The 22954-nt window shown below is 48.3% G+C and carries 27 protein-coding genes; 2 read left to right on the forward strand and 25 right to left on the reverse strand.

Going from position 1 to position 22954, the window contains the following annotated elements; translation table 11 throughout:
• Positions 1-85 precede the first annotated feature (85 nt).
• The 11 genes from AC0YNU_RS08200 to AC0YNU_RS08250 all read right to left on the reverse strand — a co-directional run bounded on the left by AC0YNU_RS08200 (position 86) and on the right by AC0YNU_RS08250 (position 8425).
• A complete protein-coding gene (locus tag AC0YNU_RS08200; protein WP_475755105.1) occupies positions 86-634 on the reverse strand; it encodes a ribonuclease FAU-1 family protein in 549 nt (182 codons plus the stop codon).
• Positions 634-1437, reverse strand: a complete 804-nt coding sequence (locus tag AC0YNU_RS08205) for an ABC transporter permease (protein ID WP_475755107.1) — start codon at positions 1435-1437, stop codon at positions 634-636. Before AC0YNU_RS08205 ends, AC0YNU_RS08200 begins: the two co-directional genes overlap by 1 nt.
• 2 nt (positions 1438-1439) lie before the next feature.
• Positions 1440-2249: an ABC transporter permease gene (locus AC0YNU_RS08210; RefSeq protein ID WP_475755109.1), complete on the reverse strand. Its 810-nt coding sequence runs from the start codon at positions 2247-2249 to the stop codon at positions 1440-1442.
• Between the two features lies 1 nt (position 2250).
• The gene (locus AC0YNU_RS08215; RefSeq protein WP_475755111.1) at positions 2251-3273 is read right to left on the reverse strand and encodes an ABC transporter ATP-binding protein; all 1023 of its coding nucleotides are present in this window, start codon (positions 3271-3273) and stop codon (positions 2251-2253) included.
• 317 nt (positions 3274-3590) lie between these two features.
• Positions 3591-4046, reverse strand: a complete 456-nt coding sequence (locus AC0YNU_RS08220) for an NUDIX hydrolase (RefSeq protein ID WP_475755113.1) — start codon at positions 4044-4046, stop codon at positions 3591-3593.
• Between the two features lie 132 nt (positions 4047-4178).
• Positions 4179-4622: a hypothetical protein gene (locus AC0YNU_RS08225; protein WP_475755115.1), complete on the reverse strand. Its 444-nt coding sequence runs from the start codon at positions 4620-4622 to the stop codon at positions 4179-4181.
• A gap of 46 nt (positions 4623-4668) precedes the next feature.
• Positions 4669-5100 carry a hypothetical protein gene (locus AC0YNU_RS08230; RefSeq protein WP_475755117.1) on the reverse strand — a complete coding sequence of 144 codons (432 nt, stop codon included), beginning with the start codon at positions 5098-5100 and terminating at the stop codon, positions 4669-4671.
• Between the two features lie 112 nt (positions 5101-5212).
• Positions 5213-5992 (reverse strand): phosphotransferase family protein, encoded by a 780-nt coding sequence (locus AC0YNU_RS08235; RefSeq protein ID WP_475755119.1) that lies wholly within the window; start codon positions 5990-5992, stop codon positions 5213-5215.
• Positions 5989-7065, reverse strand: coding sequence for a hypothetical protein (locus AC0YNU_RS08240; RefSeq protein ID WP_475755121.1), 1077 nt, complete (start codon positions 7063-7065; stop codon positions 5989-5991). Before AC0YNU_RS08240 ends, AC0YNU_RS08235 begins: the two co-directional genes overlap by 4 nt.
• A 59-nt stretch (positions 7066-7124) precedes the next feature.
• On the reverse strand, positions 7125-7724 hold the full coding sequence (locus tag AC0YNU_RS08245) for a DUF416 family protein (RefSeq protein WP_475755123.1): 600 nt from the start codon (positions 7722-7724) through the stop codon (positions 7125-7127).
• Between the two features lie 47 nt (positions 7725-7771).
• Positions 7772-8425 (reverse strand): DUF2625 family protein, encoded by a 654-nt coding sequence (locus AC0YNU_RS08250; protein WP_475755125.1) that lies wholly within the window; start codon positions 8423-8425, stop codon positions 7772-7774.
• 243 nt (positions 8426-8668) lie between these two features.
• Here AC0YNU_RS08250 and AC0YNU_RS08255 point away from each other — a divergent pair, with 243 nt between their 5' ends.
• On the forward strand, positions 8669-9172 hold the full coding sequence (locus AC0YNU_RS08255) for a cupin domain-containing protein (RefSeq protein ID WP_475756222.1): 504 nt from the start codon (positions 8669-8671) through the stop codon (positions 9170-9172).
• Positions 9173-9269: 97 nt separating this feature from the next.
• Here AC0YNU_RS08255 and AC0YNU_RS08260 read toward each other — a convergent pair whose 3' ends face one another.
• Together AC0YNU_RS08260 and AC0YNU_RS08265 are read right to left on the reverse strand one after the other, a co-directional pair.
• Positions 9270-9740, reverse strand: coding sequence for a DinB family protein (locus tag AC0YNU_RS08260; RefSeq protein WP_475755127.1), 471 nt, complete (start codon positions 9738-9740; stop codon positions 9270-9272).
• A gap of 88 nt (positions 9741-9828) precedes the next feature.
• Entirely contained in the window at positions 9829-11463 is a 1635-nt protein-coding gene (locus AC0YNU_RS08265) for an ATP-binding protein (protein ID WP_475755129.1), read from the reverse strand.
• A gap of 45 nt (positions 11464-11508) precedes the next feature.
• On the opposite strand from AC0YNU_RS08265, the gene AC0YNU_RS08270 reads away from it, so the two are divergent.
• Positions 11509-12621 (forward strand): DUF3626 domain-containing protein, encoded by a 1113-nt coding sequence (locus AC0YNU_RS08270; RefSeq protein ID WP_475755131.1) that lies wholly within the window; start codon positions 11509-11511, stop codon positions 12619-12621.
• Between the two features lie 17 nt (positions 12622-12638).
• Here AC0YNU_RS08270 and AC0YNU_RS08275 read toward each other — a convergent pair whose 3' ends face one another.
• The 12 genes from AC0YNU_RS08275 to AC0YNU_RS08330 all read right to left on the reverse strand — a co-directional run bounded on the left by AC0YNU_RS08275 (position 12639) and on the right by AC0YNU_RS08330 (position 22938).
• Positions 12639-13172 (reverse strand): RDD family protein, encoded by a 534-nt coding sequence (locus AC0YNU_RS08275; RefSeq protein ID WP_475755133.1) that lies wholly within the window; start codon positions 13170-13172, stop codon positions 12639-12641.
• Positions 13173-13212: 40 nt separating this feature from the next.
• Entirely contained in the window at positions 13213-14145 is a 933-nt protein-coding gene (locus tag AC0YNU_RS08280; RefSeq protein WP_475755135.1) for a serine hydrolase domain-containing protein, read from the reverse strand.
• Positions 14146-14265: 120 nt separating this feature from the next.
• A complete protein-coding gene (locus tag AC0YNU_RS08285) occupies positions 14266-15177 on the reverse strand; it encodes an aminoglycoside phosphotransferase family protein (protein WP_475755137.1) in 912 nt (303 codons plus the stop codon).
• A 165-nt stretch (positions 15178-15342) separates the two neighbouring features.
• Entirely contained in the window at positions 15343-15783 is a 441-nt protein-coding gene (locus AC0YNU_RS08290) for a GNAT family N-acetyltransferase (protein ID WP_475755139.1), read from the reverse strand.
• A 9-nt stretch (positions 15784-15792) separates the two neighbouring features.
• A complete protein-coding gene (locus tag AC0YNU_RS08295) occupies positions 15793-16185 on the reverse strand; it encodes a serine hydrolase domain-containing protein (protein ID WP_475755142.1) in 393 nt (130 codons plus the stop codon).
• Between the two features lie 25 nt (positions 16186-16210).
• The gene (locus tag AC0YNU_RS08300; protein WP_475755144.1) at positions 16211-16714 is read right to left on the reverse strand and encodes a hypothetical protein; all 504 of its coding nucleotides are present in this window, start codon (positions 16712-16714) and stop codon (positions 16211-16213) included.
• 225 nt (positions 16715-16939) lie between these two features.
• A complete protein-coding gene (locus tag AC0YNU_RS08305) occupies positions 16940-17368 on the reverse strand; it encodes a VOC family protein (RefSeq protein WP_475755146.1) in 429 nt (142 codons plus the stop codon).
• A gap of 125 nt (positions 17369-17493) precedes the next feature.
• Positions 17494-18336, reverse strand: a complete 843-nt coding sequence (locus tag AC0YNU_RS08310; protein ID WP_475755148.1) for a PEP/pyruvate-binding domain-containing protein — start codon at positions 18334-18336, stop codon at positions 17494-17496.
• Complete coding sequence (locus AC0YNU_RS08315) at positions 18333-19079, reverse strand: PEP-utilizing enzyme (RefSeq protein ID WP_475755150.1); 747 nt, start codon at positions 19077-19079, stop codon at positions 18333-18335. Before AC0YNU_RS08315 ends, AC0YNU_RS08310 begins: the two co-directional genes overlap by 4 nt.
• A gap of 320 nt (positions 19080-19399) precedes the next feature.
• Positions 19400-20011, reverse strand: a complete 612-nt coding sequence (locus tag AC0YNU_RS08320; RefSeq protein ID WP_475755152.1) for a pentapeptide repeat-containing protein — start codon at positions 20009-20011, stop codon at positions 19400-19402.
• A 303-nt stretch (positions 20012-20314) separates the two neighbouring features.
• The gene (locus AC0YNU_RS08325; RefSeq protein ID WP_475755154.1) at positions 20315-20890 is read right to left on the reverse strand and encodes a histidine phosphatase family protein; all 576 of its coding nucleotides are present in this window, start codon (positions 20888-20890) and stop codon (positions 20315-20317) included.
• The gene (locus tag AC0YNU_RS08330; RefSeq protein WP_475755156.1) at positions 20887-22938 is read right to left on the reverse strand and encodes a stalk domain-containing protein; all 2052 of its coding nucleotides are present in this window, start codon (positions 22936-22938) and stop codon (positions 20887-20889) included. The genes AC0YNU_RS08325 and AC0YNU_RS08330 overlap by 4 nt, the downstream gene beginning before the upstream one ends.
• Positions 22939-22954: the final 16 nt, after the last annotated feature.

The following is a 22954-nucleotide window of genomic DNA, read 5'->3' on the forward strand; positions in this document are numbered from 1 at the left end:
GCAAACCATTAAAGCGTTCACATTTCATTATAAAGAAACGGGAGCGATCGGAACATTAAATTTTCATGCCAAACAGAGCAGTCTCTTACCGCAGCTCCTTCATAAGCAAATCTCGATGCGCCTCCGCAAGCTCCAGCAGCCGAAAGTTTCCATTGCGAATCAGAGTAAGCAACCGTTCAGCCTCGTACTTGGCGAGTTCGTACGCGATCTGGTCGATCTTGCCGCTGACCAGCGCTTCATCGAGCTCGTCCGCATCCTTTCGAATCACCTCTCCCGAAGGCAAGACGATGAGATCGAGGAACAAATCGTCCATCCACGGCACGCCATTCGCATCTGCTCCATTCCGGTAACAGATGTCGATGTACCATTGGACAACCTGGCCTTTGTCGTTCAACATGACCGTCACCGCATGATGTTCTCCGACAGGAAACTGTTGCAGCCACCTATAGCCGGCATCCGCAATGCACACCTTTGCACCGTTGTAATCAGCCCATAATGGTTCTGATACTTTGCCGATTTCAAGGAGGGTGACATGTCCCGTAAAGCTTGCCGTCTCCACATACGTCTGCGCATATCTCCGCTCCAGCACCCGTCCCCAATCCGACCGGTCGCCGTATTTTCGTTTCAGAAGCATCAGCTCCCCGTCCCCTGGTACCGATTAATCCCCATCTTCCAGACGCCGTAAGCGAGCGCGAACAGCGCAATGCCCACGAGCGGTGCGATGTACGGCAGCGCCGGGGAGAACAGCGTCTCCCCCGTCTTGTCCAAGATCAGCTGCGACGGATAGAAATTGACGAACGCGTAGGGCACGAAGAACGTGACGAGAATGCGGATGAATTTGTTGTAGATCGACACCGGATAATCCATGAACGAGCGAATGCCGTACAGAACCATGTCCATGAGCGCGCTCGAACGGACGAACCAGAAGCACATGGAGCCGGTGATGACGATGAACGCGGCTTGCACGAGCGTCGCCCCGAGCAGGACGACGATGAAGACGACCAGGCCGGCCAGGCCGACATGCAGATCCAAATGCCGGAAGCAGACGATGAACATCACGAGCCCGATAACGACATCGCCCAGATAGAAATGTCCGAAGGTGCGGATGATCATATGGATGAACGGATTGACCGGCTTCACGAGCATGACGTCGAACGTCCCCTCCGAGACCATTTCCTCCACCTCCCACATCTGAAAGGTGAAGAAGATCGAAGCCAGACCGAACGTGAACAGGTTCATCGTGTAAATGAGCAGCACTTCGTACAGACCCCAACCATTGATCGTCTGGAAGCGGTCCAGCATGATCCAGATAATCATGAAATTCACGATATGCCCCAGCGAGAAGCCGAGGAAATCCAAATAAAACATGATGCCGTATTCGGATTTGCTCTTGAAATAAATCGGAATGAAGCGGGAATATAATTTCAGATACCGCATGTTCAGCCTCCTTGCACGACCAGTTTTTTGACCGCACTCGCCCACATTCGCCGCTGGAGCAGCAGCAACCCGGCGATCCATGCCACTTGCTCCAGGAGGATCAGGGAGATATGCCCCCATCCTGACGTCTTGCCCAGGTATACGGAAATCGGATCGTAGTAGATGAGCCGGAATGGCAGGCAGTACGATATCGCCGTCAGCGGCCCCGAGAAGAACCAGATCGGAATGAAGGAGCCGGAAAATAGTTTGATGAGCGCACCAAGCAGCGTGTTGATTTGCCAGACGAGCACGTACCAGAACGCGATCAAGCCGATCAAATAGTTAATCAGGAAATTGAGCAGAAACGCGTTCACCAGCATGACGATAAACGCAAGCGCATGCCAGCCTGTCGGCAGCTCCAAGCGAAAGAAGCATAAGCTGATCACCAGCAGCGGAACGAGCTCGAAGAAGATCCGGTACATGTTCTGTCCCAGGGAATGAAAGAAGGCGACCAGTCCGAACGGAACCGGCTTCAGCAGGTCCATCGCGATTTCGCCCTGCCTTACCTTTCCCCCGACCCAGAAGATGACATTGTTCGTTGCGAAGACGGAAATGAAGGAGCTGATGACGACGTACGTGACCATTTCCCGGACCGAGATTCCGCCTGCGCCGGAAGCGATCTGGGTCTGACTGCCGAACACGGCGTACCAGATATAGACCTGCACGAATACTTTGATCAGCTGGCCGAACAGGAACATCAGCACCTGCATCCGGAAAGCGATGTTTTGGCGGAAGGAATTGAGCGTCAGCTCGCGGTACAGCGCAAGTCTCATTCTATCCACGCTCCCGGTCCGCGGCCGCTTCGAGCGGAAGCCGGCGCATGTACATGCTGCGGATGATTTCTTCGATATCCGTTTCTTTGACGACGAAATCCTTCACCTCGTACCGTTCCATGATCCATTTAATCAGCATCGAGGAGTTGATTTCGCGTTTGTCGTAGACCAGCTGCGCCTTCCGGCCGTCCACCGTGCAGCTTCGAACACCCAGCCTAAGCAGCTCGTCTGAAGCATTGAACAGGCGATCGGTCTCCACGACCATATGCTCCGCAGTCCCAAACTCGCTCTTCATCCGCTCCACGTTGCCGTCATACATCAACTTGCCGTGATCGATGACCATCACCCGGCTGCACAGCTTCTCGATATCGGACATGTCGTGCGTGGTCAGAATGACGGTCGTGCCCCGTTCGCGGTTCACTTCCAGGATGAAATTGCGGATCTTCTCTTTCACCACGACATCGAGGCCGATGGTCGGCTCGTCCAAATAGATGATCTCGGGATCATGCAGCAGCGCTGCGCATAGATCGGCCCGCATACGCTGTCCCAGACTGAGCTGTCTGACGGCGACATGCTTGAATTCGTCCAAGCCCAGAATATCCGTAAACCGTTCCATGTTTTCATTGAAGCGCTGCAGCGGAATATCGTACATATACCGCATCAGCTTGAGCGAATCGATGACGGGGGTGTCCCACCACAGCTGCGTCTTCTGGCCGAAGACCGCGCCGATGCGCATCGCGTTCTCCACCCGGTTCTTGTACGGCTCAATGCCGTTCACGAGCACGCGCCCGTCCGTCGGAACGAGAATACCGACCAGCATCTTGATGGAGGTGGACTTGCCCGCTCCATTAGGGCCGATATAGCCGACGATCTCGCCCTTGCCGATCTCGAAGGAAATGTCGTCGACCGCGGTTTTGATCTCGTATTCGCGGCGAATCAGCCCCTTGAGCGCGGACCACATACCCTCCTTGTTCTTGTTTCGTTTGAAATCCTTGCGTAAGTGCTCGACCTGAATGATGCTCAACCGTTTCCCCTCCAAAGGCCGGAATAGCGCACAGTGTCAATACCGTCAGCGAACGCAAAAAAGCCGCAAATGAACTCCTGTCCATCTACGGCTGGCTGCGTCTTGAACCCGGCAAAAGAAAACGAGTCTTTGCGGGGACGGAGATGCCTAGCAAAGATGATTGTTCCGGTATAGTAGAATTCATTGTAATCGCTCGCCTGAATAGCGTCAAGAACATATTTACTGAAGTGGGAGGTTTATCCAATTTATAGAGGAAACTCGCAACACCCTGCCTCCCTCGAGATCGTGTTTCTAATGATAGATTGCGCTAGCCCGGTCTAACCAGACTGGATTTCGTCTTCAACGTCAAACCCTTGAACGTCCAAGTCAAAGGAATGATATTGTTGTGTTCGCTTCTTTAGCCAACCTTCTAAGGGGATAATCCATGGGCGGAATCGAATCAGAAGACGCAGCTTTTCTATTTCCATGAATGTAACCTCTGATATATCTCGGTCAGGATCATTCGCAAAATCCGAATCGCCAAGAAGTTCTCCCGAGTAATACACCTGCAGATACGTTCCGTATTGTTCAGAAGTGAATTCTGTAACGAAAGCCACTTCTTTTGCCACTAGTTTGTATCCTGTTTCCTCATAACCTTCTCGTTCAGCCGCTTGCAAGAATGTCTCTCCATTTTCTATCGAACCTTTTGGCAAGCTCCATCCGAACTTGTCTCTGACGACTAGAACCTTTCCGTCCTTTATAACAACGACTCCCGCAGCGAGATTATGTCCCATGCCACACATCCGTCCTTCACATCAGTATCTATAACGAGTTTAAGCGGGCCCATTAACACAAGAAAGATCGGTTCTTAGCGTTGCTGATTAAAATTAGGGTTGCAAGGCATTTATTTTCATCGCAAAGCTTTCTCAGTCTCCCGAGTATCCGGCATTCCTGCTCCAGCCAACCAACTTTAAATGATCTCTTAGCTTAGTCAGTTCTTCTCTTCGAGTAGGATTAAGGATAGTATTCGGAAAGCCAGTATACGCCGGATATGCTGAAAAATAATTGTATAATTTCCACAAGTCGTTTTCTTGGGTTTTCGAGATAATTCCAGAATCCTTACCGACAGTCATCAAGTACCCAATACTCTCTCTGACGTCTTCTATTTTCTCGAGAACGATATTCTCTTCTTTCCAGTCGTTCTGAATTTGATAGTCGATGGCGCTTTCCAATTGAACGAGATCCCCTTGCAAGACAAAGGATGAACTCGAATAAGCACCCTTCACTTGTTCATGCTTCAGATAATCATACGCGACGAGGACAACGCCAACTACAACACATAAGATAATGATGCTGGGTTTATATTTCATAACTTCTCCTTTTGCATGGCTACCTCTGTGCGCAGGATACTATATTTCACTTAGGAATTCGTAGAACTGGTACACTTTTCTCGCCCTGGTTTTCACATTTATCAAGCGTGTACACATAAAAGTCCGATTCCTCTTGCTTGCTGATTTGCTTGCACGTATAAACCGTTTTGCCTCGTTCCGCACTCATACCATCCCGAGTGTTATCGACCGTCCAGGTGATCTCTTTACCATCTGAATGCACGTCATAGATCCAATACCCACCATCGATAATAGGTGGAATGAGCATCAGATAATCCCCTTTTCCATCCTTATGACGTTGCACCAATTCATCCAATCTATTGATGTCCTTCTTATCGAATCGATAGAGGACCGTTTCTCTTCCTTCCGAGGCAGCGTTCTGCGCGCGTGTGACGCTCAGCATCGTTAACAACACTGCGATTACCACAAGTAGTAATCCGATTGTCTGCTTTGTTTTCATGGATGATGTTCCTTTGTAATCTATTTTATGATGTCTGTGACGCGCGTCCAATCAACTATGATTCGACTTCGAGCAATAGTCTTGATTAAATAGGCAAGCCTTAAAAGCAGTATTAAAAGAAGTTATACAATCCATCTTCAAAGTACTTATATTCTTCATCCGTAATTCTTAACTTGCCATATGCGTTAAAGAATATGTCTTTGTCCCTATCATTATCGAAAGCATTATATTTCGGTCTGATGGCTAACGCCGCATCATATCTTGGGTCCCCGTAAGCAGCTCCCGACCAATCTATGACTCCAACGATATTGCATTCATGGACTAATACGTTATCTATTGTAAAGTCGCCGTGAATCAACGTGTTTTCAATGGGTCTTGGTCTTCCTTCTTTCAGTCGCTTAAGCAATTCTTCTGATCCATCAACTGCAAAGTGAGTCAGATTGTATTCGGCTTTAATAAGCATCGTATCTAGCCAAAGACGATCATTCGTTAGTAATTCAGTTGGGCAAGGGCATTCATGTATGTTCTTTAAACAAAGTCCGAAGTTAGAAATAGCTTTTTCTTTATCTTTGCGACTAGGCTCTCTGGATAGAAACTCTCTCAGACTTATTCCATGTATATAATCCATTAACAGCCATCTTGATTTATTTTTGACATGATACGAATAGACTTTCGGTACAGGTAGTCCCGTATGAGAAAGATATTGAAGGGCTTGGTATTCTTCCGATAACCATTCATTGTAGAGATCATTTTCTGTTTTCTTGATGATGCATTTCTTATTTGGCGTATCCAATATAGCCACGATAGAAGTATGACCTTGTCGAGGGAAAGTGATTTTTTGGATTTCCCCGATTTGATCGATAATTTCGATAGGGAGATCTTGAATGTTCATTGGTTCCTCCTTTCTTGTACTTCTTCTACTAACCTATAAATTTTAAAATCCTTATCAGAAATTTCCAGATATTCTTTTGATTTATTATGATAAACTGTCGGATAAATTGTTTTATCTTCAAATATTACCTTTCCATTCGAAATGTCATAAACCCTAAGACCACTACCGCGAGAGGAACAATATAAGTACTTATCGAAAAACAATTGACCCTCACAAATTTCAAATTCATTCAACAGCCTTCCATCGCTAACATCAAAAATCCTGAATAATAGTTCTTTCGGTAAATTAATAAGCTCATCATCATCAAAAAGACTTGTATCGAATTTCCCCGTTATTCCCACCATAGTATCTGCAAGCCAGCAAATGGGATCATTCCACTCTTCCTTGCCTCCCCATATCTCTTTCTTGCTTTCTCCATCTTCGGATTCCCAACAGTTTCTCGAAATCCATTGTCTAATATTCCATGCTTCCACGGAGCCATGGGGATGCCACACCCAACCATCGTCAACAATCCATTCATTATTCGGAGAAACCAATAACTGCCCGTGAAAAAAGTCCAAATAATGTTCATCGCTATGAGGTTCATTATCAATCATACGAAACTCCGGATCCATTCTGGAGGTTAATGACTCACCTGTATAAGGATCTGAAATATCGAGCCGGTTCCATTTCGTTCCATGAATTAATAACACTCGATTATTATCATTCGTATAAAAAGCAACGGGAAATATAGTTTGATTAAAGTGGTAATCATCTCTGCTAAATCGCATGACGATCTTCTTTATTTGTAGATCAATGACCAATCCATCTCTGCCATAAGTATTAAAAACGGAGATAATATGATCCTCGGAAGATGTTCGAATAGAAACAGCCTCATTAAAATCTAATTCGTCGCCTGCAAAAGAGAATAATATATTACTAGATTCCTGTTTCGTATTTAATTCAATAATTTTGTTAGTACTGGTTATTGCTAAGTATGTACATTCTTGCGAAGCCACAGGATGAATAGCCACTAGCTCCTCATTAAATGGTTTTATGCTTCTTCGTTCTACCTTTAAAAAAACTTCTCCCAAATTAGATCCCCTCACTTTTATCGAATTTCACCTCTATACGCCATCTCACTCAACTTCGACTAAACGCCTATATTAATATTGCTTTTGTGATTCTCAGAACGTTTGAATTTAATATAATGTGTTAACTCAATATTATTATCACTTAGATAATCAATATCTTCTCTTTGTTGCCTTATTTCATTAATCAATAAATTATCCGTCAGCATTTTCAATTCAAAACCAGCTTCATTGGCATCTAAATCATCTCTCTCCTGAATGAACATATCGATTGTATCAATAGCATAAGAAGATATCTGAACAATATGATTATCGTCTGAGTCAGTTAAATAACTAATTAATTCATATAATGAACATGCTGCATCAAGCGCATGCGAAACAAAAATGGTATCAAAATCCTCAGTATCCGGCATTAAATCTTCACATGAATTCGTAAGTTCAATTAACTGTTCATTTGTTAGATTCCTAATTCCAAGTAATTGCTCCCATATTAAATTGGTTACTTCTCGGATTTTCAGATTATCACCCCAGTGATACATTTCAGAAAAGTAGTGATAGTTAGGTAACATTCGTTCAATAATAAGGATTCCAACAAGAATCTTCTCTGTGACTCTGAGATGAGTCAATTTAGATCTTATCTCTTGCAAAAACATTTCATACATTTATATCACCTTTTACTTTCTCATTGATCTGGGCGATGGGTATAACGTTAACTCTCATTAAGTTTCTTTCTAAAATCACTTTGTAATCCCCAAATTTCTTTTATTGATATTGCTTTTTTGTGGCTTTTATTTATATCCTCACCTTGTTTTGACCATAGATAAGGATAGGATGAGATTCCTTGTTCACCATTTAACTTCTTTACATCCAATTCCCAATTGTCCCACCTGAAAGAACTGTAATATTGTCTTAGATCCCCATTAAATATCCAATAGATAAAGTCTGTATACCCCATACCTGTATCTTCCCAATTCAATGAATCAGGCGCAAAGTAATACACATTGTGGGTGTGGTCATCAAAATTACCTGAATTAATCGCAAAGATACCTCCGAGCACATCATAAGCCACCACAAATCCTTCGCTACATTCGAATGAGAAATTATTATCAGTAAGCGAGCCAATTAATTGATCGCTCCCCGAACCCAATATGCGTAACCAGCCATGATCGGCTAAGATGCCACCACATTCAAGCGTGATAGCCCCCATAGTTGATTTATTACTTATTTGCAATTTTAATAGCGAGTTTTCCCCACTTGATCTTTCATTTTCTAAAATATTTACATCTAATTGAGAATCATTTATCCAATTCAGAATCATATTCCAAGTGTTGTTGTCAGTAATAAGTTCAGAAGTTTTCTTCATATTGGTTTTGTCCTTTTCTTTTTGAAATAAGTTTAAGAGAATGAACTACCTGGAACTACCTTCCTTGAGTAATTCGAGCACCATTTAAACTATCCTGCCATCAATGAGAAACGCCGGCCCTTATATACCAGCAGTCAATTCCTCTCTTAAAGCCACTGCTAACAGGGTGTTATAATTATCAGATGAACTGCTTCACCCCTCCCTTAATGTGACAATAATCAGTAGAGCCGGAAACAGGAGATGATGACCTTGAATGTATTGACATACTTCTTCGCAGATGACGGAAAAATTCCCAATAACCCGGACTTACCCGTGCTTCTGTACGCCGGGGCTTTTCAAGAAGATCCCTTCCAAGCGGAAGCAAGATTGAACCGGAACAATTGGCGGAACAGCTGGGTAAACGGCGTCTTTGGCTACCATCATTATCACAGCAATTCGCATGAGGTGTTGGCCGTGCTCCGAGGACCCGCATTACTGATAATCGGCGGGGAACAAGGAATAGAAATCGAGGTGCAAGCCGGCGATGTGCTGGTGCTTCCGGCCGGAACGGGGCATAAGCGGATCCGCTCCAGCGGAGACTTTTCCGTAGCGGGCGCTTACCCGGACGGGATGAGCTATAACACGCAGACCGGCAAGCCCGGAGAACGGCCGAAGGTGCTGGAAGACATTAAGCGTGTTCCTTTGCCGGACCAGGACCCTGTCTACGGCGAGGAAGGACCGCTCATGACCATTTGGAATAAAAAATGAGGGCATCCTGCCGGATACCCTCATCTTTCTTTACCTGCACGAATTTTTTGTGCAGCATGAAGTTCATTCTCGCCCTCGGTTTAACGTTTGCCCATTCCTAATATAATCCCCTGCCAATGAGATTAGCCGTCACGGGGGCTTTCCCTAATTCCCTCGACCATATGGATAGTTGACCCATATGATGGATTTCATGAGCGATGACATGTCGCATGATTTCACCGTATTTGAAGCTTTCGGTTTCCCCTTGCGGCGTAAGTTCCGATAACGTCTTCCATTCCATTTCAGGGCTCCATGACAGGACGAAAGGGCGAACTTCCTCGTGAAACCTGGCAGATAGCTCTATTACTTTCCCGAGGCTGGCATAGGCTTCGAAGGGCTCCGTGAATTCCGGCTTTCCTTGCATGCCGGATAACCAACTGAACTCCACATCCACGATATGAAACAACGTATGCAAGATGCCGCCGATCCCGCCTGTCCGTTTCTTGAGCAGTTCTTCTTCGGAAACGTCTTGGCACCATGCAAACCAGTCCTGCCGAACCTGCCAGTTATACTCGAATAACTTCAACATCTACTTTACCTCCTCATAGATCCTGATTTCTCTAACCCTGTCTTGGTGCTTGAAGTCTCCCCTCAATCAAGGCGCGCGTCACTCGCCATCATCCGTGGACCGGCAGCCTGATTTCAATCCGCGTGCCTTCGCCGACCTTGCTTTGATAGGCGATGCGTCCGTGATACTGTTTAATGATTTTATGGCTGATCATGAGACCGAGCCCCGTCCCCTTTTCTTTTAAACTATAGAAGGGCTGGCCCAAACGATGTAGGTGCTCCTCCGGAATGCCGCAGCCTTGATCTTGAATGGAAATAAGGCATTCCCCGTTCGCTTCCATTTGCAAGCCGATGTGAATTTCTCCGCCTCGCGGCATGGATTCGATCGCGTTCTTTAAGATATTGAGAAACACCTGCTTCAATTGATTTTTCACGCATAGGACAGGAAAAGAATCGCCTTGGTAATCGCGTTTGAATTCGATATTGTTTAATAACGACTGCGGCGTCAAGAACTCGAGCGTTTGTTCGATGACGTCTTTGATGTTCACGAGGGTATACGCGATGGCTTGCGGCTTGGCCATCGAAAGAAGCTCGCTCGTAATGATCTCGATGCGTTCCAATTCGTCTTGGAGCAAATCGCCGTACTTGATCGTGCCGTTCTCCAGCTTGTACAATTGCAAAAACCCTTTGATGGTCGTCAGCGGATTACGGATTTCATGGGCTACGCCCGCCGCCAACTCCCCCACAACGGACAGCTTCTCGGACTGCAATAGAAACTCTTCCGCCTTCTTACGCTCGGAGATGTCTCGGCTGACGATCACGATATGCTCGATCCGGCCGCCTTTCCCCTCGACCGGCTTACATAGGGAATCAAACGGGATCAAACGCCCTTCTTGATGCCGAAACCGGATTTCCATCGAGTGCGCTGTCCGCTGCTCGACGATCTTCCTTACCGTTTGGTGAAATACTTTCACATCATCGGGACTTATGATCCGGTCAAGCGCCGCGCGATCCTGTGCCAGACCCCGACAAGCATAGCCCAACACGAACGCATGAGAAGGAGAAAAATACCGTATCGTATGATCGGGATCCATCACCATGATGAGATCGGACGTATTTTCGGCAATGAGCCGGTACTGATACTCGCTTGCGTTCAACGACAATTCCATTTCGTTTCGTTCTGCAATGATGCGGCGCAGACGTTCATGGGATTCGATCAGCAGCCCGCCTAATAGGACCCCTAGTATGACGAACCATAGATACTGCAGATGAAAGAGCGGCTTGTCCACCAGGATGCGGAATGTAAACACGGTACACATATAAAGGATGATATAAGCGCCCGACAACGCCAGGCTTCTCTTAAAGAGGGGCAATCGCCGACGGGAGAAATACGCGTGCAAGGCGGAAAACACCACCATGATGAACACCCAGCCGGCTATGGCGGGGAACCAATTTCCGCTTGAGAGCAGGCGGACGGCCAAGGCGAATAGGCCGGTGATGATGCCCGAAATAGGGCCAAGATACGCAAACGTCAGAATGACGGGGGCATACCGAATATCGTATACATAGCCTTGCTGCTTCACGGCTAATAAAACAAGGACGATCGAAACGACGCCCGCATAGAGACCGCACCAAATCGCGGGATGCTTGAGCGGCTTGAGATTAATAAACGAACGGAGTACGAATGGCGTACTGACCAAGAGCGAAAAAATCGAGAGATTTACGATGTAATCAAATAGAAACAAGTATGATCACCTACGTCTCGTAGTCTAATTTCCCTACTGTCCATTATGTATTATGATTGTAAAAAACGGGAGGTGGCTCATTTGCCTACGGATCTGTCACGGGCTCAACGATTAGCTCTAGCGCATATAACGGATTATGCAAGGAGCCGCAAAGACGAGGCGGCGCAAACCATGAAGGAAATTCTTCATATGACGAACATGAAGCGGCAAACGTTTGAGGATGCGATGACGAAGCTAAAAACTCACGCTCGCGTTGCCCTTCATTTTCATCCGGACCGACCGGACGCCACCATGAAAAGCATTGCCGAAGCGCTACTCGAGCAGGGAACTTATAAAAGCCAGTTTGAGACCTTATTATCGAATGGAAGCGTATCCGCCTATCCGGGCGGTGAACGAGACCGATGGGAGAAGAACATGTTCGGCGGAGCCTACCAGATAGACGGCTCAACCAATAGCGAACGACCCAAGTACGGGGCACTGGATCTCATGTTGCATCCAGATGGACCTGCTCCGCGTTTTGGCTCCTGCTATTTCCTCCTATACCCCGAAGTTTCTCGGCGCTGTACCTACACCTACTTGGATTCTCACCAAGACCCCGAGGACAAGGGAACGTTTGAGGAATTTGATCTCATTATGGCAGCGCTTATGAGGGATGCATTCGTAGGTGATTTTGCTATCGGTGAAAAAGATCTGACCGTGCCAAAGCTAATCGAGCAGCTGCTCGTCCATCTCGAGAAACCATTCCGCAGCCCATCGAACGTAAAGCCGAACCGAAACCTAAACCACTATATCGAAGCTCAGGTCCATGGGGATATTTCTCTGCAAGAAGACGTGAGCATACTGGTTGCCGACCCCTCATTCAAGGGCACGCATGTAGGGGACATGCTAGAGCAGCTATGTTTGCAGTATTCCATTGGTCTTTACTGGCACATGGGCTTCTCGCTTCCGGTGGATAAGGTTCCGTCGGATTTCAGAGGTCCGTCCATGCCTTCCCTAGCCAAAAGAATTGCACATGGCGGCGTTGTGGATACAAGCATGATTGGCTCTGCCGCGATGGATTTGAAGCGCAATCCGCATGACTGGAGCGACAGAGGAACCTACCAACAGGTGCTGCAAGAGTTGAAATTAATGTGGCATGTTTTGGTGAGGTACGGATGAATGGCATCTACCAGCATCTATTCTTTATACCTTACGACGGTTCCCGCAATCCTGTCATACACGGTTTGTTTATTTCTGCTAAACACGGCACTGAGCAAGTAGATAAGTGCCAGACCATAGACGGCTGCCAATAATGAATTCAGTAAAGAATCGGGGTAATCAGCAGGAATGACCATATGCCAAATGGTGAAGTGGGCGAGTTCCCAAGGGACGAATTTAAGGGCGGAACGGACCAGCGAGGACCCGAGTCCGATGGAGCGACCGTCGATGCGAGCCACCGCAATCCCCATTTTCCGTTTTCCCCATGTCGCCTGGGATCTCGAGCCCTCGCCTACGGCAAAATAGAGATAGACTGGCAGCGTAATGAATAGGAATCCAGTGAGTTCCGCCAATAATGGACTCGTCGTAAATAATGGCGTCAACCACGGTCGTATAAGAAATGATAAGCCGACCAGCAGGATGATGTAGCCCGCGATGAGCACATAATCCCATAAAAAGGCGCGTATGCGGGTTCCTAAAGATACGTTTGTTAACGTCCGTTGCTTATGCATAACTTTACCCCTTCTAACCAACGAAGGAACATAACGTCAGTTATTGTCTTTCATTCAAATGATCCAGGCACGACATGAGCTTATCTCCAAACTCTCTTAAGTATGAAAGATAATGATCCAGCCCGCCATAATTATATAATTTATTGTACATGCGAACGACAACGATATCGTGCTCTGGAATGACGAGCAAGAGGACCCCTGTAATGCCGATGATTTGAAAAGCCTTCGACGGAACCTTCTGGCCGATCTCGCTTCTGCTGGACTCCTTATCTTTGACGTACCAAAGAAATCCATGCTGCGGCAGCGTTTGGTCCGATAGGCTTGGACTTTGTACCTCTGTTACCATCTCGAATAGATGCGATGGCAGAATCTGCTTTTCGTTCAATAGACCCTTCTTGAGGTGCAAATATCCCCAATACGCTAAGTCTAATGCGGATGCGAACTGGGTACCGAGCGGAAACTCCTCTACGTTCTTCGGATCATTGATGACGCCTACTAAACGATCCTCATGTTCTGTCGGCCACATCGTATGCTGCAGTCCAATAGGGATGCATAGTTCCTCGCTAATGAATGCCTCGACGGTCTTAGTGGTCAGCTTCAAAATGAGTGCTTCTAATAGTCGAATACCTTCGTTATTGTACGCCCAACTGGTACCAGGTTGAAATTCACGTACCAGCACGCCGTTCTGATCCGCGGCTAATCCGTGCGTGTGCGTCAGAAGATTCCGTATCGTGATCCCGCCAGCAACGCTAACGTCTAAATAAGGTAAATACGGAATAATAGCATCATCAATGCTTGAAATGAAACCTTCGTTAACTGCATGGGCCACGGCAAAACCGATATAGCTTTTTCTTACGGAACCCAAGCTGAACATGGAGTCATATTGAATCTCCCGAGCGTAGGCCCGGTGCGAATGATGACCGGCGTAATGCTCCGTAACAATCTTGTCCCTATGGATAATGACGATCGCCATTGCGGACCCTGAATTCAGTTTATTAATCTCGTCGGCATAGGAGATAAGCGAATGGAAGTTGTCATTAAGCTCTTTGGTTAAGTGAATGGCGATGTCATCTCCTTTATTGTGAGACCAACCTCAATTCAAACATTCGGCGAAGCGCTCCGTAATTTGAATGCCTCGAATCCAATCCGTCCCCCCGTCTTCAATCGTCCAGCAAGCCTCAAGCACGCCTCGCGCCACGCCCCACATCGCGATTCGGCGAGGGTCCAGGCCCAGACGGTCGGCCATGATCGCAATTCGGCTCCGCAGCACCTGCTCGCAGTCGCCGCCTCGATCCTCGTAGTTAAGCAAATACTGGATCGTATCGAAATGAATATCGCCGATGACCCCTTTGGGATCGATGACGCCCCATCGCTCCCCGTCTTGGCGGAGGATATTCTCATGATGCAAATCGCCATGCAGGAGAAGACGCTCGCTTGTGGTGGAGATGAGATAGGCCAGACATTCCTCGGCATTTTCTACCCAGCTCTCCGGCAGCGGCGCCTCAATGCTCGCACCGTCAACTCTCTCGCGATAACGCTCGATTGCCGCGAAGTGCTGTTTCATGGACGGGTATAGGCTATCAGTCGGCGCAGGAAGGTGTAGGCGGCGAAATACTTCGCAAAAAATCTCCGTCGCACGCGCATCGTCCTCAATGATCGACAACGGTGTGCCAGGAACCGCACTTTCTAGCAGGGCCACGCCCCACTCCTCGTCTGCATCAAGCACTTGAATCGCCCCTCGGCCCTCGTAGGCACGAAGAACGCTCACTTCTCTAGCAAGCTCTTCCTTCAAATAAGAGCATTTTAAGACGGCTGGCTTCCCGTCGCCGCGTCGTACGCGGAGTACGAAGTTATAGGATAGATTAGAGAAAGAAGCTTCCGGACTAAAGCCGAAGCGGCTTGCACAGTTGATTATCAGCCCAGGCAGCTCGCTCGACCACGCGTCCCCTTGTGCACCGTGAAGCTCGTGCATTCTTTCAATAAATGCCTCTGGGATCACAATCATGCTGCCAGCTCCTTTTCGCGGAAAAGTCTGCATCTCTTCTTATTCGATATCGTGTATTGTAAAATCCTGTATCGTCCTGCCCATTGATTGAACATACTGCCTTTGCAGGTGCTAATTTTGATGATACGGGTGAACCATTTCCTTTTTTGGCTCATCCGTTCTCTATTATCGTTTAACGTTAGTTTTTAGTAAGGAGTAGACGTTGGTATCATGGGCGACACCGTTTTGAACCATGTAGTCCCTCAAGATCCCCTCTTTTTGAAACCCGATCTTGCCTAATAATGCGTTAGATGCTTCATTGTCGATAAACACTACTGCTCCTATGCGAGTTAGATCCATACGATCAAAGCCATATGCAATAATGGCAGGCATCGCTTCTGAAATATACCCTTTCCTCCACTGTTGGGGATGGATTTCATAACCGATTTCTGCTCGTTTATGTGTAGGGGACCAAGCATTAAAGCCTACGGTTCCGATGATCCCTGCGGTCTCTTTTCTTTCTATTCCCCAGCGTATCCCTCTTTTTTCATTGTAGCTATTTGCAAAGAAACCAACGAGTTTTTCTGCTTGCTCTACATGCTGAAATGTTTCTTGCCCATAATCCAAAGACAGAATCTATTGTTTTTCCGCACGGAACGATCTTCCCTCTTGATGGATATTCAATGCCACCACCGGGCCATCGCCGTTTCTTTCGAAAGCGACGGCAGCGTTAAGGCCCTCCTGAACGAGTCGCATGACCGCCAAAGCAAAGACCGCCTTACTGATCGACCCGGCTTGAAAGAGGGTCGTTTCGGTTACCGGCTCGGGATTTCCCGCCTCGCGAATTCCGAATCCGCGGGCCCATGCCAATTCGAAATTATGGATGACCGCAATGGATACCCCCGGCGTGTTGTAATGCTTCATTCGTTCATCCAGCGTTGCTTCCTTGCCGTATTTATCCCTCAATTTGGTTTCCGGCCGTAAACGATGAATAATGGCTTCGATTCGTTCCTCGATCGCTTTGGACATTGAATTCCCCTCTTAGCGCTAAGACTTATGATTTCAACGTTGCACTCCATGGCATATCGACCTGACCGAAGCCTTCTGCGCCTTGGATCTGCTTCTGTTTGACCAGCCCCGCTTGCTTGGCATAATCGTCCAGCATCGCAAACACCGTAAACCGATGAAACGGCGCATTGAAGGACGGCTCGTTACGAGCGTCAGGACGAACCGGTCGAAGCACCACGGATGCTTTGCCTGCTCCATTGCCATGCTCGTTCACCGGGACATCGAAAGTAATACATTCATTAAATCCATCCGCCACGGCAATTACCGTCACGATTCCCATCTGCTTCGCTCGAAAACGCGGATCGACTAGCGTCTTCAGCTTGACGCGCCATTCCCCTTTGCGATCCGTGAAGCCATTAGCTGCAATATGCCCTTGACCATCAATGATAAGCAGGCGCGCATTCGGAATAGGCGTAAAGGCCGCATCGCTGAAAGGCTTCTCCTTCGTCCCGGATCCCTCGTTAATGCAAACAACGTGAACATGCAGCAACGCTTCAATCCAGCCGCTATTCGATCGTTCATCATTCCCGCCAGCAGGGAGGAAGGCGTTCGATGGAATTGAATATGCCGAGGCCATGGATATACTGCAATTACCCATCAAGCAACTAACCAACAAGCAGATAACCAACATGATCACGTTCGCACTGCGCAACATCCATGCACCTCATTGTTTTTTTGGGAATAGTTTCCCCTTCAATGAGTAAATTCATGAAGCTTACGCGCCAAACGCAATGCGATAGCCATTATTATCGCGAATGGTAAGCTCGCTCCATCCTTCCGACCAATTCGGCCCTCTCACAATCTCGATGTGCTTGGCGATAAACAGATCGTATAACTGTCTCAACCCTGGTTTGTCGGTGTAACAGAACAGATCGAAATAGACGCCTCCCTCGGCAGAAGAGTGTGGTCGAATATCGCTTGTCTTCGCGGCTTCGTGCAAAATAAACGTGGCTCCGCCATGGCTCACGTGAATATGGCCGCCAATGTCTTCTGTCGTGAAGCCGATGCCCCCGTAAAAATCGACCGCCTCCTTGATGTTGGCAACCAGCAAGACGAATGAAGCATTTTTGATCCGGGCTTGAACTTTCCCTGCAAACGCTTCATCCGGTTTTTGCTCATGAGCAGCATGTTCTACCAAAGCCATCCACTCCTTCTTCAATCTAGTTTGGATCATTGGAGTCGGCATTCAATCCTAAATTTGGAAGTGATAGGAATAGAATAGCGAATGTACGTTTGGTTGTAAACGATAGATTCCAATTCCGCGACGCCTTACTTCAAACCGGTTATTCGCCGACATTGGAGCAGCCAGAGCTTATCGTCGGCGAAGGCCCATTCGATATCGAGGTCCGAGCCGAAAACAGACTCGCACTTAGCAGCCAGATCGTTCAACTCGCCGCATTGCTCGACTGTCAAGCATCGGGAATGAGCCGCGCTGCCGGCCAGCTGTTGTTGAATCGTGCCTTCGCCTTGGCCGGCTCTAATTGCAAGCTCCTTGGCGCTAACCGATGCTTCCGTCATTTCCCCATTCCGGTTCATTCTGAAGTAATCGGGCGTTACGTACCCGGAAGCAACCGCCTCCCCAAGCCCCCAGGCAGCCTCGATCACGCGTTCATCCGCATGCGTGACCGGGTTGCGCGTAAACAGAATTCCTGAGACATCGGAAGCGATCATTCGCTGTACGATGAGCGCGAGTCGGACGGCATCCCCGGTCCCGGCATTGTCTTGGTCTGCCGCAGACGCACCCTCGGTCCGCTTCTTATAGCTGCGCAAACGATTCGATTGCGCAGCCTCCCAAATGGATCGAATCGCCCGTTCTATTCCGGCGGTTGTCGTCACGTTCAAACAGGACTGGAACAGTCCCGCATAACTAGTCATGTCGCCATCCTCTTCGCAGGCGGACGATCGCACGGATACGGCGCCAAGCGAATCGAGCATAGTCTGACTATCGCTCTCCAGATTCAGCTCGCCGCTTACGAACTGCTGAACCGTTGTAGCCGACAACGCATACCCCGTCGGCACCGGCAGATCGCGTCGAAGCGCTGCGCCCAAGTTCACCGCTTTACGTCCGTATCGATCAACCTCGGCCGCCTCGCTTAGATGGATCCGTTTCATGCATCCTCACATCCCATTACGATGCCGGCGATCGCGTCGATACGAATGATTTGCCCGCTGGAGATCGTCTCCGTCGCATTCCCGCAGCCGACAATACATGGGATGTCAAACTCCCTCGCCAGAATGGCAGCATGGCATACAACGCCGCCGCGATCCGTGACCAGCCCTGCGATAAGCGAAGCGACCTCGATGAAATCAGGCGTGGTCATCGTCGTTACGAGAATGTCGCCCTGCTTCACGAACCCGAGTTCATCCTTGCTCCGTATAACGGCTGCCGCTCCAATGGCCTGACCGGAACACGCAACTTTGCCGCTCGCCAGAAACAACTCTTCTGAAGCGTCACGATGATCTGCCGGTTCGGTCTCCTGCCGCTCATTCAAGAGCGCGCGGAGCTCCTTGCTCCACGGCGCTTCATTCGCTAATTTCCCGATGCCAGCGCCTAGCGCGGCATACAAATGCAGCTCGTAGATTGCCCGGTCGAAGCACATGATCAAATCGGTTGGCGCAAGCCGATCCTGCCTGCCCAGCACTTTAATATAGCTGCTTTTATAAGCAGGAAGATGCCCGATAAACACTTCCAATACGGGCATCGTCTGCCCAATGGCCTCGCGCAGCCGCAGCTCTAACGGCAGCGTTCGTTCCAGCTGATACTGGTGAATGCTTCGGTAGGCTTCGCGCACCAACGGCTTAAGCTGTTCGATCTCGTTCTGGTACCCGATTCGAATCCTGTTGAAAATAACCATCTCCTTCTCTGTTGTTTCGCTTTTGCCTGCCAACAAAAAAAGCCACTGCAAAAGAACCAGTGGCCTTGGCACGCGGCATCACTCCACACGTCAGAGTGGATCCGCGCACAACTATAAAGCCCTGAGAACAAACAGCTCCTCAGGGCTTATATGGATGGAAGCGAATGAGCTAGCAGCAGCACCGCGAGGAGTTCCTATGAGGTTGTTGACGTTTCGATCGAAAGTTTGTCATCGTCCTCGCTCCTTCGCAGTTGAAATGATGTCTACATACAGGGTAAGTATAACGTTCCACATATTACCAAGTCAATAGCCGCGCGTCCTCACTTGCTTCCCACTTTGGCTCCATGAGAAATCGCGAACAAAACAGCTTGTTCATTGTCGATTCGAAGCCCCGTCATTGAAAAGGTCTTGAAATCCAAGCCTTCCATCGTAGCGCCCCTTACATCGGCTCCTTGAAATTTCACGTTGGCCAGGACGGCCATGGTAAGGTCGGCGTCTCTTAGATCGGCCTTTTCCAGATTGGCTCCCGACAAGTCCGCTTCTACGAATTTAATGCCCCTCAAGTCCTGTCTAGCCAATCTGGTATTTCGCAAATTCGTATAAGACCAGTCCCCTTGAACGATCGTGATTCCATCCAACGTGGCGTTCGTCAAGTCCGAGCCTGTCATTTTGCATTGATCGAATTTGGAAGAGAACAGATTCGCGCCATTGAAGATGCAGTTCTCGAAGGCGGATTCATTATGGATCGATCCGTTCAGCGATGCCCCGCGAAAATCGCACTCCACAAAACGGCAATTCGTCGAGGCGATCTCCTCCAGCGATCCGTTCGCAAACGTACAGCGTATAAAGGTACAGCTGATGAGCTCACCGTACCGTAAGTCTTGCGATCCAAAGTTGACTTCCTCGTAATGCTGGCTGCGATGCTGGAACATTAGAAACCTCCTATATACAATCCTCCACTTGTGCATGGATTCATGGTCTTGATTGCTCTTTCGCCAATGAAGGCGTCATTTTCTTGTTTTACTATAGCACATGGCGGTCAAGTACCTGTCGAATCGAAGAGAAAAGTCAAGACAATTATTTTTCCGATTTCGCTATGGCCAACGGCAGACGAAGCTTAATTACTCCTAACAGAAAAAGCGAACAGATGACCGTTATCGGCGCTCTGTTCGCTTTTTATCTTGTCTATGAGATATCGCTGAACCATATGACCGTTGCTAGCTTCTGTTTTCCACCTACAGATGTTTTGTACAATTGAATAAAGGACACGTCCACTCCTTCTGACTGTGATGAAGAATGGTTAACGAAGTGTTGCCCAGGTTCGTGTTTGCGAAGCGATCCGGCAACAGTTGCTGCAGCGACAAGCCAATTAATCCGCCATGACTGATCATTAATACTTTTTTGTTCTCGTATTCCACGAGCAGCTCGTTTAGAAAACCCGCTCCGCGCTTGGCGACCAATCGACCATCTTCCATGCCAAGATCCTGCGCGCGCCAATTCGCTCCCCATCGCGCGACGCGTTCCGCTTCCGTGGTCCCCTCGATTCTGCCGCAATCGATTTCTCTTATCCGTTCGTCCGTCACGACTGACGCAATTCCTATAGCATGACGCACCAGCTCTGCCGTCTGCTTGGCTCTCATCAGATTACTGGAAAAGACAGCATCCCATTGTTCTCCGGAAAGTCGGTTAGCCAGCGCGGCGGCTTGCTTGATTCCTTCTTCGTTCAGGGGGATGTCGGAGAGGCCTTGTGCCTTGCCAAGATGATTCCAATCGGTCACGCCGTGCCTGATAAGCCCTATAATCGTTGTCATGCTATCCCTCCGTCAACCTGCTCCCGATCTCCGTCTACGAGTATCAATATCCGATGCTGCTCGGCATCCACGCTTACGATTGTTCCCGTATAATCGGGAGCTCGGCTCGATTTACGAATGTCGTACGTAATCATGTTTCGATCAATCAGCCGTTCAATAACCGGTTTGGCTTGGACTTCGCTCGATTCGGGCATGGAAATGACGATTTGATTATGGAATACGTCGACCTCCGAAGCATATAAATTCAATTTCCGATAGAGATCGTTATCCTCTAATTTCTGAATGGCGATTTTCAACTGCTCGATTGAAAAGTGGACATTCACTGCTTCATACGTCCCTGCCGTATAATGATCCGCCAGTAAACGCCGAATATCATCGTTCAGGCCGACGATATTGATGTAAAGTTTGTCATTTTCCAGAAAAATATCGCCATTCTCAATATGATGCTTATCTAGAAATTCGAAAATCTCGCCAGGGTTGGCCATCGGGTCAATCGCGCTTGGCAGCACCTGACGATCTTCCTCATGGACGACCGCAAGAATCGTTTTATCGTCCGCCCAGTCAAATTCTAAGATGGCTGCCGATGCTTGAGAGCCGGCCGGGAACGTGTCAATATCCGTTATTGTCTCGTTACGCAAATTGATCACTTTCAAATAGCGCGCCATAGGCTCGTCGTTAGGGACATAGATGAAAGCAAGATACGAATTATGCAGGCTGAACCCCTGAACGCCGCGCATCCTTATCGATCCCTCTGTTTGAATGGTCGTGATGTCGTGGAGCTCGCCTGATGAAGCAACGCTTGCGATATGAAACTCATCACCGTCGCTATGAGGTATATAATATGCAATCCGATCATCCTGCACAGCGAATAGTTGCGCCTCTTTATCCAGTAGATCCAACTTGCGCTCTTCGCCTTGCACGTTAACCACAACCGTCGATCTGATTGAATCGTAATCCTTTATGCATAGAACGCGCTTAGAATCCAGCCATCCAACGACCTCGTACATCGCTCCCTCCGTCTTGCCGATCATGGTTTCGGCGCCTGTAGCGAGATCATAAGTAAATAGGGCAAACTCGTTGTGGTTCCTATTGGTCTTATTAGAGACATAAAGCAGCTTGGTACTGTCAGGGCTAGGCATGACTCCCCCATTCCAATATAAAATCCAATGTTCATTGTCTGTCGGAGCTTCCTTGGCAATCATGTCATAGGTTTTCCCGTTATACGTGCTGGGCGATATGCGCTGAAGCTTATTGGTAGCGCTGTTAATAAGCCAGATCCCATTATCGGCGATCACGAACGACTTCTTGCCATCCGGCGTAATGACGTATTCCAAAGGGAACTGATCGATCTCCTGCGGCATGACGATTGTTCGACCGGCAAGCTGTACCTTCTGCAGCTTAACCAGGACTTTACCGTGTCCGGTAGTCAGCGTCGTCTCGAACTTCTCTGACTTTGCTAACACATTCGCACCGATGCCTCTCAGTTTCCTAGACGTTACCGGTTCTTCGATGCTCTCGTTCTGCCTATTCGTTGCGTTGTCCATACGATATTGGCCATCGGGAAGCAGCTGATAAGCGACCAATCGATCAGCTTCATTCTTCGTAACATTGACGCTCCGTTTGACGTGATCCCAAGCAACGGGCATGCCGAATGCTGCAGTCGCCGTTCGGATCGGCACATAGGCGGAATTGTGACGAATGATCGGATTAAACTCCGCGGAGGCGCGTTTGCCGTCCATCCACAGCTGAACGCCTTTGCAAGAAGCTCCCTCTACGGCCGCCGGCTTTGTACGAATAAGTACGCTGCAGGAGCTTCCATCCCATTCAACGGCCTCGCCCGCCAGAGCAGCCATAGCGCGAACAGGTAGATACGCATGACCTTCGATCATTAGCGGCACAAGCGAAGGCTCGTTCGTCGGTACTCCGTTCACTGTCAAGTAAACCTTGCCTGTCGCCGATGCTGTTGGAGCAGTAAGGACGATTAGCATAATCGAACCTATTAAGGATACAAGAATGGCATAGAATCGATGCGTTGCGTTGACCTTCATTTCTGCTTCCCCCTAT

The sequence above is a fragment of the Paenibacillus sp. J31P316 genome, assembly GCF_056269105.1.